At 43.7% G+C, this 12,931-nt stretch carries 14 protein-coding genes; 3 read left to right on the forward strand and 11 right to left on the reverse strand.

Going from position 1 to position 12,931, the window contains the following annotated elements; genetic code table 11:
* Positions 1 to 254 precede the first annotated feature (254 nt).
* Positions 255 to 1,121 (reverse strand): nucleotidyltransferase-like protein, encoded by an 867-nt coding sequence (locus NQ095_RS14865; protein ID WP_258264251.1) that lies wholly within the window; start codon positions 1,119 to 1,121, stop codon positions 255 to 257.
* Between the two features lie 154 nt (positions 1,122 to 1,275).
* Here NQ095_RS14865 and NQ095_RS14870 point away from each other — a divergent pair, with 154 nt between their 5' ends.
* Positions 1,276 to 1,626, forward strand: a complete 351-nt coding sequence (locus NQ095_RS14870) for a YgzB family protein (protein ID WP_034762624.1) — start codon at positions 1,276 to 1,278, stop codon at positions 1,624 to 1,626.
* Between the two features lie 85 nt (positions 1,627 to 1,711).
* Here the strand turns inward: NQ095_RS14870 and perR are convergent, their stop codons facing one another.
* The 8 genes from perR to NQ095_RS14910 all read right to left on the reverse strand — a co-directional run bounded on the left by perR (position 1,712) and on the right by NQ095_RS14910 (position 7,621).
* A complete protein-coding gene (gene perR / locus NQ095_RS14875) occupies positions 1,712 to 2,152 on the reverse strand; it encodes a peroxide-responsive transcriptional repressor PerR (protein ID WP_371928721.1) in 441 nt (146 codons plus the stop codon).
* A gap of 92 nt (positions 2,153 to 2,244) precedes the next feature.
* Complete coding sequence (locus NQ095_RS14880; protein WP_258264252.1) at positions 2,245 to 2,793, reverse strand: cob(I)yrinic acid a,c-diamide adenosyltransferase; 549 nt, start codon at positions 2,791 to 2,793, stop codon at positions 2,245 to 2,247.
* 1 nt (position 2,794) lies between these two features.
* Complete coding sequence (locus NQ095_RS14885; RefSeq protein WP_258264253.1) at positions 2,795 to 3,745, reverse strand: D-2-hydroxyacid dehydrogenase; 951 nt, start codon at positions 3,743 to 3,745, stop codon at positions 2,795 to 2,797.
* 228 nt (positions 3,746 to 3,973) lie between these two features.
* On the reverse strand, positions 3,974 to 4,438 hold the full coding sequence (gene bcp, locus NQ095_RS14890; RefSeq protein ID WP_258264254.1) for a thioredoxin-dependent thiol peroxidase: 465 nt from the start codon (positions 4,436 to 4,438) through the stop codon (positions 3,974 to 3,976).
* Positions 4,439 to 4,511: 73 nt separating this feature from the next.
* Positions 4,512 to 4,916: an ion channel gene (locus NQ095_RS14895; protein ID WP_258264255.1), complete on the reverse strand. Its 405-nt coding sequence runs from the start codon at positions 4,914 to 4,916 to the stop codon at positions 4,512 to 4,514.
* Between the two features lie 62 nt (positions 4,917 to 4,978).
* On the reverse strand, positions 4,979 to 5,764 hold the full coding sequence (locus NQ095_RS14900) for an ABC transporter permease (protein ID WP_258264256.1): 786 nt from the start codon (positions 5,762 to 5,764) through the stop codon (positions 4,979 to 4,981).
* Between the two features lie 3 nt (positions 5,765 to 5,767).
* Positions 5,768 to 6,559, reverse strand: a complete 792-nt coding sequence (locus NQ095_RS14905; protein WP_258264257.1) for an ABC transporter permease — start codon at positions 6,557 to 6,559, stop codon at positions 5,768 to 5,770.
* Positions 6,560 to 6,610: 51 nt separating this feature from the next.
* Entirely contained in the window at positions 6,611 to 7,621 is a 1,011-nt protein-coding gene (locus NQ095_RS14910; RefSeq protein ID WP_258264258.1) for an ABC transporter ATP-binding protein, read from the reverse strand.
* Between the two features lie 199 nt (positions 7,622 to 7,820).
* Here NQ095_RS14910 and NQ095_RS14915 point away from each other — a divergent pair, with 199 nt between their 5' ends.
* Both NQ095_RS14915 and NQ095_RS14920 read left to right on the forward strand, forming a co-directional pair.
* A complete protein-coding gene (locus NQ095_RS14915; protein ID WP_258264259.1) occupies positions 7,821 to 9,107 on the forward strand; it encodes a glutamate-1-semialdehyde 2,1-aminomutase in 1,287 nt (428 codons plus the stop codon).
* A gap of 491 nt (positions 9,108 to 9,598) precedes the next feature.
* Complete coding sequence (locus NQ095_RS14920) at positions 9,599 to 10,681, forward strand: FUSC family protein (protein ID WP_258264260.1); 1,083 nt, start codon at positions 9,599 to 9,601, stop codon at positions 10,679 to 10,681.
* A 43-nt stretch (positions 10,682 to 10,724) separates the two neighbouring features.
* On the opposite strand, the gene nikC is transcribed toward NQ095_RS14920, so the two are convergent.
* Positions 10,725 to 11,621, reverse strand: a complete 897-nt coding sequence (nikC, locus tag NQ095_RS14925) for a nickel transporter permease (RefSeq protein WP_258264261.1) — start codon at positions 11,619 to 11,621, stop codon at positions 10,725 to 10,727.
* A gap of 27 nt (positions 11,622 to 11,648) precedes the next feature.
* Entirely contained in the window at positions 11,649 to 12,653 is a 1,005-nt protein-coding gene (locus NQ095_RS14930) for an ABC transporter permease (protein WP_258264262.1), read from the reverse strand.
* Positions 12,654 to 12,931: the final 278 nt, after the last annotated feature.

The following is a 12,931-nucleotide window of genomic DNA, read 5'->3' on the forward strand; positions in this document are numbered from 1 at the left end:
GAATAGCTCTTTAAAAATAAATCTAGAATTAACGTTGACGTATTGTCTTGTTTTGTTCAGTTTTCAAGGTTCAATGTGTAAGCGCTTCGTTTAAGCGACTTTTTTATCTTATCAAGTTGCCTTCATATTGTCAACAACTTTTTCGTTCTTTTTAAGTCGCCACTGACCGCTCGTTGCCGTCGTTCAGCAGCGACATTTACTAATATACCAAGGTAGCAGATTGAAGTCAACGAAAAATTAATATTTTACTATAATTATTTTGTTGCACGGTAATAGCGGTGATAAATCCCTTGTCCTTTTGTCTCTACATCGACGATTTCAACAAATCCCTTATCCGTTAAATATTCAATAAGCATACTTAAATCCACGGAGTAGTGTCTTGCTTCTGAATGATTAAGAAGATCCTGGAACGTCCAGTGTTCCTTTTGGGCAAGGATGTCCAATAGATGTTCAGTGGATACCTTCGTTCTTGAGTGGATGAGAAACTCGCTTGCCAAGAACAAGAGCTCCAGCCGTTTGTCGATTTCTTCATCACTGGTAACGAGTTCTTCATACAGTTTATAAATCTCAGGTTCTATTTGCTTGACCTGGTTCCAAACGGTTACCTCTGGATGGAAACCATTTTCTATGACTGCCAGTCTCGCTAAATGATGCAATGAGTGGACAATGTGATTGTAAGCATCCAAATAATGTTTGCTTTCAAAGAATTCTTTACCGTCCATATAACGGCGAATCAATTTGGCAAATTCCATGCCCATCTTGATCTTTCTCCCATAGAAAGGGAAGTCTCGTAACTCGGTTTTAAGATTCTGGATAAACTCATTGCGATCAAACAGGACTTTCCCATTGAACAACCAATCGATCACTTTCCGGTTTGTCCCAAGTAAGATCCACTCGTTCAGCTTGGCTTCTGTCACGATATGTAACGCTGCCTTTTGTTCTTTATAAGAATAATGCTTGATGAATACCGGCTCTTCCGCTTCCTTCACAATCAGGAAAAGGACAATATCAAAAGTATCCGTCAACGGACTGGACTTCTTGCTTTGTTCTATTAGAAGCGCTCCTAAAGTATTGGGGTGACTTGTACGCTCTTGGTATATCGGTCGTAAAATGTCTTCCATTTCATACTCCTCCACATCACTCATTGGTTGGTTACTATTTCGACATTCAAAGGGGATTTCCTTCTCTGAATATAGTCATTTTTCGACAAAGTGGTTTCGTATCCCTCTACTGTCAACAAATATGGTATAGTATTTTTTTAGGAGGGACAAACAAATGGCTAAGAAATATTCAAGTAAGATCAATAAAATCCGTACGTTTGCCTTAAGTTTAGTTTTCATCGGATTTATCATTATGTACGTCGGTATATATTTTAGAGAACATCCATGGGTCATGACAACATTCATGCTGCTGGGTTTTCTGGGAATCATCGGAAGTACGGTTGTCTACTTCTGGATCGGGATGCTGTCTACGAAGGCTGTACAGGTGACATGCCCCAATTGCGGTAAGGTCACCAAGGTTCTTGGACGAGTAGATATGTGCATGTACTGCAACGAGCCCTTGACCCTTGATCCGAACCTTGAAGGTGAAGAATTCGATGAGGACTATAATAAAAGGAAAAGATAAAGCTGAATGAGAAAAGACCTTCAACGGAAGGTCTTTTTTTTGAGGCAAAAATAAAAGAATGGTCCCAAATTAGAACCATTCTTATCTAATGTGTCTCCTTAACAGAGCAGTCAGAGCATGTTCCGTAGATTTCCATGCGATGGTTGTTCACCTTGAATCCAGTGACATGGGAAGCCAGCTGTTCGACTTCATCAAGTCCCGGGTAATGAAAGTCAACGATTTTGCCGCAACCATCGCAAATGACATGATAATGATCCGTCGTCACAAAATCAAAGCGACTGGATGCATCCCCATATGTCAGTTCTTTCACTAAACCTACTTCACGGAATACACGTAAATTATTATAAACGGTCGCCACACTCATGTTAGGGAATTTTCCTTCGAGCGCTTTATATATGTCATCGGCAGTTGGATGGGCCATTGAATCAATGAGATACTCTAATATCGCATGACGTTGAGGAGTGATACGGACTCCCGTTTCCTTCAATGTCGAAATTGCTTCTTTCAATTGTCCTTCTTCTGACATCGTCATGCACCTCTTTTCATAAGAATTATCATTTTATAATCTTTATAAATAGTGTACTAATCAACGGTCCCTTTTGTCAATCTTTCACCCTGTTACTCGTGGAGGTTTTTCTCCTGCTCCCCCAGCTGCTGGTTGATGTATCTCCCTGCTACGAACAAGTAATCTGAAAGCCGGTTAAGATAAGTTAGGACCAATGGATTGATGTCTTCATCAATTCCTACTGCCTCTCTTTCCGCCCTTCTGACAATCGTCCTTGCAGTATGCAGGGCGGCACCGGCCGGCTGACCACCGGGAAGGATGAAATTGCTGAGAGGTGTGAGAGATCCATCCAGGAAATCGATTTGATCTTCCAACTCTTTGATATGTGTTTCATCAAGCTTCCATTTCACTTCTTTTCCAGCAGGCGTAGCAAGTTCTGCCCCGACATGGAAGAGAATCGTTTGCACTTTATGAAAGAACTCCTCAAACTGTTCTTTACCATCAAAGTATTCAGCCTTGATATAACTTAGACCAAGACCGATCATAGAGTTCGCTTCATCACAAGTTCCGTAGGCCTCTACCCGTTGATCCTTTTTGGATACCCGTGTTCCATATACCAGGGAAGTCGTCCCTTTGTCTCCCGATTTCGTATAAATTTTCATGTTAATAACCCCTCTCTATATCGATTACGTTAATAAAGTTTTCCCTCTTCTTACTATATGTAGATAAATTCTTTTTAAAGATTTCAAAGGCCCTTGGCATGTACTTTTTTGTAACGCTTGATAGATGAGGTGTCACCGTGATGCCTTCCGTTTTCCATAATGGATGATTTTCAGGCAACGGCTCTTGATCAAATACATCAAGATACATATGTTTAATCAACTTCTTGTTCATTACTTCCAGAAGGATGGATTCTTCAACAAGGTCGCCGCGGCCAATATTGATGAATACAGCTGAATCCTTCATCTGTTCAAAATGATCAATGTCCAATATTCCTTTGGTTTGACTCGTACTTGGCAGCACCGAAACAATGTAATCGGCTTTCGGAAGTTGATCCCTGAAGGTATCCAAAGTGAACATACTGTCAAAATGCTCCCCGCGTAAACCGGTAGAATTCACTCCACTTACGTTCATGTGAAACGCCTTTGCCAGTCTGGCGATTTCCCCTCCAATGGCCCCCGCTCCAAGAATAAGAAGAGATCCTTCATGAAGTTCAGTGGTAGGTAACCTTCTGCTCCATATGGCATCTTTCTCCTGTTCCCACACTGACTGAAGCTGTTTCGCATGCTGAAGCATCAAGCCGATCGTGAACTCCGCCATGGGGGTCTTGTGAATTCCCCTTGCATTGGTGACGAGGATCCCCCTTCTTTTGATCGCTTCAAAAGGCATTTTTTCAAGTCCCGCTGAAGTGACCATGATCCATTTGCATTTCTTGCTTCTGTCAATATGATCACTCGTTAAATCTTCCCCCATCGTGACGATCACTTCCGCATTGGGAAGCTCACTTTCCGCTTGGTTGATTTTTTTATAAAAAAGGAACTCGACCCCGGGGAAGCTATTCGTTAAATCTGAAACAAACTCTTCTTTCGGTTGAAATGTAAAGATGATTTTCATGTAGCTGCCTCCCATCCCTGTTTCCTATTATTTTACCATATAGGAGAGGATTCCCCCTAGCTTTGAGCATCCCCATGAGCATAAAAAAAGAGGATCGACCTGGTCGATCCTGCTACACGGATGAGACTGACTTATTTGAGGAGGTTGCCCTACTCTTACTATATGTCCTTACAGCCTTTGTGAATGGACAAAAGCCTCAAACCCATTAAAATAGGCTTCAAAATAGGCTTAGGAAAGGTTCTCTTGAATATACTGAAGAGCCTCTTCTACATGTCCCTTCACTTTCACCTTCCGCCATTCCTTGGAGAGGTTTCCATCCTTATCGATAATGAAGGTGGAACGCTCGATGCCCATGTATTCTTTTCCGAAGTTTTTCTTCAGCTTCCACACTCCGTAGTCTTCCGCCACTTTATGATCTTCATCCACAAGCAGAAGGAACGGCAGTCCATGCTTGTCTACAAACTTTTCATGTTTATCGACGGGGTCCGGGCTCACTCCAAGGATTACGGCATCAAGATCTTCAAAGTTCTCATGCTGATCCCTGAAATCGCACGCTTCGGTTGTACACCCTGGCGTCATGTCCTTTGGATAAAAATAAAGGACCACGTTTTTCCCTTGATAATCGGAAAGTTTCACCTTTTCTCCATTGCTTGCAAGTAATTCAAATCCAGGTGCTTTTTGACCAACTGTCATATGTTTTCCCCTCCTAATGGTTATCGTTCTGACTTTAGCGTACCCAATAGGAAGGAAAAACTCAAACCATACGCTACTTGTTCTCGTAGTGCAAGAAGGACTTCACGACAAAGGCTGCCGGAATGGTATAGCCAAGCCAGGATTCAATGAGGGCGATCCCCCTCCCGATCCCGACTGGCGTGACGTCTCCGTACCCTACCGAAAAGAGGGTAATGCCGCTAAAGTACATCGTCGTAAAAAAATGATCGAGAAAATCTCCTTTTATAGGGACCCCCCCTTCAACGAGAATCGGAATCCCCTCAAGCTCAAGAAGTGTAAATAATAGACCAAATCCTATCATGATCGTGATATAACTCATCCCTAAATAGAGGAAATGATGAAGGGAAACATGGTGTTCTTTCCACCTTGAAGGATAAAATAACGCCCGCAGACTCATCGCCATGCAGAACAGTATAAAAAATCCGATGATATAAAGCATGTACATACCCTCTTTTTCTGCTTGTCTCTTAGTATATGTACGCTTATCATTTGGGAAAAATTCTAGTTACCTGCTCCTCTGTATCTTTTCACGCCTTCATTCCAAAGAACGATGGAAAAGATAAAAAATCCGATCCCCACAAATGGAGTGAGAAAGGAATAAGGATACCATTCTGTCTTCTCAAGGAAAAAGGCAGATGGATATACGCCAACGAACGCAAAGGGAAGGATCCAGGTCAGTACAAATCGAATCACGTTATTGTAAATATCAACAGGATATCTTCCATAGTTCCCGATATTGTACATCATCGGCATGATGGACGTTTTCGCATCCGACCAGAACGCAATGCTTGCAAGAGCAATGAAGATCCCTGCGTAGACGAGGGCTCCTCCAAAGACAAATACGATGAATAAAACCGGCTCATACCATTCGAAGGTGATATCAAGCCTGCCACCTGCATAGTACATGACCGCCAGTCCCGTAATGACGCCGAAAAGGGACTCAAGCTCCATTCGCTCCAATATCACTTGAAACAAACTGTGAATCGGTCTCGTCAGAATCCGATCGAACTCCCCCTTCACTACATACCGGTCGTTAAAGTCCCAGATATTGAAGAAGGAACTGAACAAGGCGAAAGGTACAAGAAAAAATCCATAGATGAATATAATCTCATCCCTTGTCCACCCGCTCAACAGCTGTGTGTGACCGAAAACAACTAAGATGAATACGAGATTGACAGCTTGAAATAATAAATCGGATAATATCTCTACGAACAGATCTGCCCGGTACTGCAGTCTGATTTTCATGTATTGGGCGACGTATTGAAAAAACATCTTCACATAAAACATCGGTCACCCTCCTTGTATGATCATTTGTTTTTTGGCCATGACCCAAAGCACTTTGATTGGTATGAGGAGAAGCAACGACCAAAGACCCTGCATCATGATCGCGTTGAAGGCTTCCGACGTCGAAAAACCACTCGTGAAAATCATGCTCGGGACATAACTGATACTCTGAAACGGCAAGTATTCCATCACATTTTGAGCCCACAGGGGGAAAAAGTGAATCGGAAGGAGAAGTCCCGAAAATAAATCGATGACAACCCGTTTAGCCCGGATGAGACCATCGTTATTAAATAAGAAAAAGGTCGTGATCCCTGTCAGCAAATTGATTTGAGTATTAATGATGAAACTGAATAGAATCGAAATCGCGAATAAACCGACTGTGTCAAAACCTGTCCCGATTTGAAGCGGGAAAACCAGGCTCACAATGATCATCCCGGGGAATGAGAAAAACGCCAAGCGGAAGACTCCCTCACCGAGTCCCTGCATCGTTTTCATACCAAGATAGTTATACGGCCGGATGAATTCGACGGCCACTTTCCCCTCTTTGATTTCCTGCGCAATTTCGCGATCGATATTATTAAAGTAAAAGGCCCTGGCCATCCACGATACAGCTACATATGTCGTCATCTGGATGATCGATAATCCTTCAATATCCTGTTTGCCTCCGTAAATCGCCTGCCACAAGAAATAGTAAGCACCGATATTGATACTGTAAATCAAAATTCCACTATAATAATTCGTGCGGTAGGCAAGCATCATCAGAAACCGGATGCGAATCATTTCGATATACTTAGCCATGATACCTCACCCCGAACACGCACAGACCTTTCACGGTTTTTATTCCACACATCATCTTGTCACAGCCCCTTTTTCATAGATGTTGCGGATGATTTCCTCAGTGGTCGTTTCTTCTATCTTCATATCTTTCACTTTGAAATTTGCCACGACATTCGTGATGAGCTGCGAGATGACTTCTTCATCGGCTTCCGTTATAGCAGCATAGGATTGCTTTTTCTCATCAAAAGACCAGGAGATATTCTCATTCTTAGTAAGGTCGGATAACGCCTCCAGAGAGGTTCCATCCAGGAATTGAAAGACGACTTCTTTCTGATCTCCCCAGTTTTCTTTCAGCCGACTCAGTTCACCATCGTAAATGATTTTTCCTTCATCCAGCATCACGACCCGTTCACACAGTGCTTCGATATCGGATAAATCATGGGTCGTAAGCAAAATGGTTGTGTTGTATTTCTCATTGATTTCCTTTAGAAACTGACGGATTTTCAATTTAACGAGGACATCCAACCCGATTGTCGGTTCATCCAGGAAGAGAAGAGGTGGATTGTGAACAAGTGCGGCGGCAAGTTCGCATCTCATCCGCTGTCCCAGGGATAATTTACGGACAGGCTTGTCGAGGAGCGGAGCGATATCCAATGTTTCAATCACATGATCCATATGTTCTTTGTATTGCTGGTCAGGTACTTTATACACCTTTTTCAGTAGTTGAAAAGATTCCTGCACGGCAATATCCCACCAGAGCTGTGAACGTTGTCCGAAAACGACCCCGATCGTCTGGACAAATTTTTCACGATCCCGGTGAGGATTCATTCCATTTACGGTTATATCTCCCCCGGTCGGAGTCAAGATCCCGGTCAACATTTTGATGGTCGTCGATTTACCCGCTCCATTTTCACCGATGTAGCCGACCATCTCACCCTGCTTCACATTAAATGAAATATCGTTCACAGCAGGGACGACTTTATAATTACGCGTAAACAAATCCCTGAAGGCCCCCTTCAGCCCCGAACGGCTGGAAAATGCCTTGAATTCCTTACGCAAATGATTCACTTCAATTGCATTCATCTTGCGTCCTCCTAGATTCCTAAAAAATAGATTTCTCTTTAACAAACAAAGAATAGTGTACCACAGTGATGCCCCTCTATTTGAACAGTCTGCTTAAAAAATGAGTGTCCCCATTGATTCCTTATTTGCTAAATTGGAAAAGGCCGTACTACAATAGAAGGGTAGTTCATAGCAAAATATACTTTACCGGGAGGAAAACATGAAATTCACTGAATCAGAAATTTTACATACAGAAGCATTGGAACATATCGTCGGAGGTGTAAACAGCCCGTCCCGCTCCTATAAAGCTGTTGGTGGCGGCTCACCTGTTGCCATGGAAAGAGGAAAAGGCGCATACTTCTGGGATGTGGACGGGAATAAATACATCGATTACCTGGCAGCCTACGGTCCGATCATAACGGGACATGCCCACCCGCATATCACAGAAGCAATCACGAAGGCAGCAGAAAACGGGGTCCTTTATGGGACACCTACACGTCATGAAGTGAAATTTGCGAAAATGATCAAGGAAGCAATGCCTTATATGGACAAAGTCCGCTTCGTCAATTCAGGTACCGAAGCCGTGATGACGACCATCCGTGTGGCGAGAGCCTATACAGGTAAGGACAAAATCATCAAGTTCGCAGGCTGTTACCACGGTCACTCGGATCTGGTGCTTGTTGCAGCAGGTTCCGGCCCGTCCACCTTGGGAACGCCTGATTCTGCAGGGGTTCCAAAAAGTATTGCCCAGGAGGTCATCACCGTTCCATTCAATGACATCGAGCCATTTAAAGAAGCGATGGAGAAATGGGGAGATCAAATCGCCGCTGTTCTTGTGGAACCGATCGTCGGGAACTTCGGGATCGTGGAACCGAAGGAAGGCTTCCTCGAACAGGTGAATGACATTGCCCATGCCTCTAATTCCCTTGTCATCTTTGATGAAGTCATCACGGCATTCCGCTTTACATACGGGGGTGCCCAGGACATGCTGAAGGTGAAACCGGACTTGACCGCTCTTGGAAAAATCATCGGCGGAGGGCTACCGATCGGAGCTTACGGTGGGAAGAAAGAAATCATGGAACAGGTTGCCCCATTAGGTCCTGCTTACCAGGCTGGAACGATGGCCGGTAATCCCGCATCCATCCTTTCAGGAATTGCCTGTCTTGAAGTATTGAAAGAAGACGGTGTATACGAGAAATTAGATCAACTCGGGGAAATGCTTGAAAAAGGCATTTTATCTGCAGCAGAAAAGCATAACACCCCAATATCCATCAACAGGCTGAAAGGCGCCCTCACTCTCTACTTTACAACGGAAAAAGTGGAGAACTATGATCAGGCGGAAGCAACGAATGGAGAGATGTTTGCGAAGTTCTTCAAACTTATGCTTAACCAGGGCATCAACCTTGCGCCATCTAAATATGAAGCATGGTTCCTGACAACGGCCCATACAGAAGAGGATATCAAAGTGACACTCCAAGCTGTAGACCGCGCCTTTGCACAACTGTAAACAGAGTTAAAAAGGCAGGGAAAACAGTTTTTATCAAAAGGAAATCCGAACGATCTTTCGAAATTCTTTATTGAAAATCGAATTCGTTCGGATTTTTTGTTTATTGTTAAATGATATAAAGTGTATTTAAACGGTTCTAGCTGTTGATTGGAGTGCAAGACGAAGACTCCTACGGGAAAAGCGGAATAGGTGAGACCCCGCAGGAGCGACAGCGACGAGGAGGCTAGCCGAACGCCCGAGGAAAGCGAAGTCTTGCACGGAAATCTGGCAGCGGCGGCCATGGATTTAGTTAGTTTCTGAAAAAGAATACTAATCTTCTTCCTTTTTGCATATCAATGAAAGTTGTGGGAGAACGATTGTTTAACCCCTTTTTTAAAGAGGTACATAATTTGTAAAAACTTATTCAAAATTGCCTATTGATATTACTTGTAAGTACATGTATAGTACAGTATTGTTTATTAATACGTTACACAAGAAAGGATTCTAATTCCATGAAACTTGGTGCTCGCATCCTTAAAACGGGAATTGCGATTGTATTAGCTTTACTTGTATCCCAGCTGCTCGGCATACCTTCTCCGGTGTTTGCGGGAATCGCGGCGGTCTTTGCCGTCCAGCCTACCATTTACCGTTCTTATTTATCCATTATCGAACAAATTCAGGGAAACCTGATCGGTGCCGGGATTGCCGTCATATTTGTATTATTATTCGGAAGCAATCCATTGATTGTGGGTCTCGCTGCTGTTATCGCCATTGCTATCATTCTGAAATTAAAGTTGCAGAACACGATCGGTCTTGCCCTGGTGACGATGATTGCAATCATGGAAGTGACGAATCAGGACTTCATCCAGTTTGCATTCATCCGATTCTCGACGATCATGATCGGGGTCTTCTCATCGTTTCTCGTGAATCTCGTCTTCCTGCCTCCGAAATACGAAACCAAGCTTTATCATAAAGTATCGGATTCAACGGAGGAAATTCTGAAATGGATCAGGCTTAGCATGAGGCATGCAACGGAGTTCCACCTTTTAAAAAAGGACCTGGAACGCATTAAAGAAAAATTGATAAAGGTCGATCAACTGTATCTTCTATATAAAGAAGAAAGAGATTATTTCAAGAGAAATTCAATCGTCAAAAGCCGGAAACTCGTGATCTTCAGACAAATGATTTCCTCAACCAATCGGAGTTTTGAAATACTGAAGCGCCTCAACCGCTATGAAAATGAAATCTATCAATTGCCCGACGAATTGCGGGGAGTCATTAAAAATCAACTTGATTGTTTACTGACCTATCATGAGCAATTACTATTGAAGTTCCTAGGCAAGATGCATCCCCATGCAGAATCAGAAGCCCAGCAGGATGTCTGCCTTCACCGTAAAGAACTGATGAGGATCATGCTGGAAGAGGTCAATCATCATACAAAGGATGAAAACATCCATAATTTTCACCTGCTTCATATTTTCTCTGCCATTTTTGAATACGACGAGCATCTCGAGCACTTGGAAAAACTGATTACAAGCTTTCAGTCGTATCATAAAGATGATAACGAAGTAATGATCGGGGAAGAAGAAGAATAAATTAAAACGGAGCAAAGGATGATGTCCTTTGCTCCGTTTTTAGTTAGTTTTTCATTTTTGGATCAAGCGCATCCCGAAGTCCGTCCCCCATCAGGTTGAATCCTAACACAGTCAGCATGATGGCAAGTCCAGGAAAGATCATCGTCCATGGTGCCTCCAGCATATACTGCCTTGCATCGGACAACATTTTTCCCCATTCAGGTTCTGGCGCCTGAGCTCCAAGACCAAGGAAGCCAAGTGCTGCCGCTTCAATGATGGCAGTCGCAATGGCAAGTGTCCCCTGTACGATGATCGGAGCCATACTATTCGGGAGCACATGACTGAATAGAATCCGAACATCGCTCATCCCGATAGCTTTTGCAGCCATGACGTACTCTTCCTGCTTTACACTCAGTACCCGTGAACGGATGAGTCGACCGAAATTCGGAATATTGATGATGGCGATGGCAATCAAAGCATTTCGGAGTGACGGTCCAAGAGCTGCCACCACCGCTATCGCGAGCAGGATACTAGGGAATGCAAGCATGATGTCAAAGATACGGGAAATGATTGTATCGACCCATCTGCCATAATAACCCGCTACGATCCCAAGTAAACTTCCGACCACGGAAGAACCGATGACGGCGAAGAAACCGACCCATAATGAAATACGCGCCCCATGGATGATCCTTGATAAAATATCCCTTCCAAAGTCATCCGTCCCTAACCAATGTTCTGAGGACGGTGCCTGCAACCTTTTCGATAAATCCTGTTCATTGATCCCCTGTGGTGCAATGAGTGGTGCTGCAATAGCTAAAACGACAAAGAAAAGGACGATACAAAATCCGACTAAAGCAATTTTATTCTTTGTGAAGCTTTTCCAGGCTTCCTTCCAGGGAGAGACCGTTTCTTCTTCCAAAGAAGGATGAAGCTCCTTTTGCGGTTCTGCTAATTCTGCCATGAGAGTTCACCTCTTTCTTCATTGATGTTAGTTGTATTTAATTCGTGGATCGACAGCCGCATACAGTAAGTCGACAATTAAGTTAATCGTGACAAAGATTGTGGCGACAACCAGTATTCCGGATTGAACGACTGGGTAATCCCGATAGTTAATTGCTTCATAGATATAACGACCTATTCCCGGCCAGCCGAAGATTGTTTCTGTTAAGATTGCTCCCCCCAGAAGAAGACCCATCTGTAAACCAATGACCGTCAGAACGGGTATGATAGCATTTTTCAATGAGTGCTTATACACGACCCAGAACATTTTCAATCCTTTGGCACGTGCAGTTCGAATATAATCTGAACGCATGACTTCCAGCATACTGGAGCGGGTCATGCGGGCGATGATCGCCATCGGTATAGTTGCAAGTGCGATACCAGGAAGGATAATGTGTTTCAGAACCTCACCAAGCTGGTCGAATCGCCCCTGCATGATGGTATCTATAATATAAAAGTTTGTAATGGAGTCTACAGGATTCCGAATATTTTCCCTGCCAGTTGTCGGTAGAATGTCAAGCTGAATCCCGAATGTCCATTGTCCCATCAATCCTAACCAGAATATCGGTACGGAAACCCCGATAAGCGCCAGAATCATGGCGGTGTAATCGAACCAGGAGTTTTGGAACCATGCACTGATAATGCCTGCATTCACTCCGATGACGACGGCAATGATGATCGCCACGATTGCAAGTTCCGCAGTTGCAGCTAAATATGGCCAAATTTCCGATGAAACTTCCGTCTTCGTTCGCAGGGAACTTCCCAAATCTCCGGTCAATAGGCCTTTTAAATAATCAATGTATTGGATATACCAGGCATTATCGAGACCGAGCTGATCCCTTAATGCTGCAACGGCTTCTTTCGTTGCCTGCTGCCCCAGTATGACCTGAGCGGGATCTCCCGGAATGGCACGAATAATCGAAAAGACAATAATGGTCATTCCCAGTAAAACAGGAATAAGCTGTAATAATCGACGAATGGTGTATTGGAACATCTTGTTCACCTCTCTGAGTGGAGATTCTGATTTTCTTGTAATAATAGAAAGTTTAGGAAAATAGCATGTTTGGATCGTTAACTTGCCCGGATGGCCTGATCAGTCGGCTCCGATTTCTTTCTGTCCAGCTCCGCCTCCTGTTCCCTCGAGGTCATAAGTCCAGCCCACCAAAAAGGCAAAAGGCGCCTTTCCGGTGGACTTGCCTTATGCTTGTCGGGGCTGTTCAAGCCGCTTCCGCTTTTCTTCTTGTCCAGCTCCAGCGGCTAGCCCCTCGAGGT

Source organism: Rossellomorea sp. SC111, from assembly GCF_024733565.1.
In the GTDB taxonomy this organism is placed as follows: Bacteria; Bacillota; Bacilli; order Bacillales; family Bacillaceae_B; genus Rossellomorea.

Bases quoted from the DNA above. Each gene is read 5' to 3' on its own strand.
- nikC (WP_258264261.1), bottom strand. From the start codon at position 11,621: ATGGCAGAATTAGCAGAACCGCAAAAGGAGCTTCATCCTTCTTTGGAA.
- NQ095_RS14910 (WP_258264258.1), bottom strand. From the start codon at position 7,621: ATGAATGCAATTGAAGTGAATCATTTGCGTAAGGAATTCAAGGCATTT.
- NQ095_RS14880 (WP_258264252.1), bottom strand. From the start codon at position 2,793: ATGAAAATTTATACGAAATCGGGAGACAAAGGGACGACTTCCCTGGTA.
- NQ095_RS14865 (WP_258264251.1), bottom strand. From the start codon at position 1,121: ATGGAAGACATTTTACGACCGATATACCAAGAGCGTACAAGTCACCCC.
- perR (WP_371928721.1), bottom strand. From the start codon at position 2,152: ATGTCAGAAGAAGGACAATTGAAAGAAGCAATTTCGACATTGAAGGAA.
- NQ095_RS14915 (WP_258264259.1), top strand. From the start codon at position 7,821: ATGAAATTCACTGAATCAGAAATTTTACATACAGAAGCATTGGAACAT.
- NQ095_RS14870 (WP_034762624.1), top strand. From the start codon at position 1,276: ATGGCTAAGAAATATTCAAGTAAGATCAATAAAATCCGTACGTTTGCC.
- NQ095_RS14895 (WP_258264255.1), bottom strand. From the start codon at position 4,916: ATGCTTTATATCATCGGATTTTTTATACTGTTCTGCATGGCGATGAGT.
- NQ095_RS14920 (WP_258264260.1), top strand. From the start codon at position 9,599: ATGAAACTTGGTGCTCGCATCCTTAAAACGGGAATTGCGATTGTATTA.
- NQ095_RS14905 (WP_258264257.1), bottom strand. From the start codon at position 6,559: ATGGCTAAGTATATCGAAATGATTCGCATCCGGTTTCTGATGATGCTT.
- bcp (WP_258264254.1), bottom strand. From the start codon at position 4,438: ATGACAGTTGGTCAAAAAGCACCTGGATTTGAATTACTTGCAAGCAAT.
- NQ095_RS14900 (WP_258264256.1), bottom strand. From the start codon at position 5,764: ATGTTTTATGTGAAGATGTTTTTTCAATACGTCGCCCAATACATGAAA.
- NQ095_RS14885 (WP_258264253.1), bottom strand. From the start codon at position 3,745: ATGAAAATCATCTTTACATTTCAACCGAAAGAAGAGTTTGTTTCAGAT.
- NQ095_RS14930 (WP_258264262.1), bottom strand. From the start codon at position 12,653: ATGTTCCAATACACCATTCGTCGATTATTACAGCTTATTCCTGTTTTA.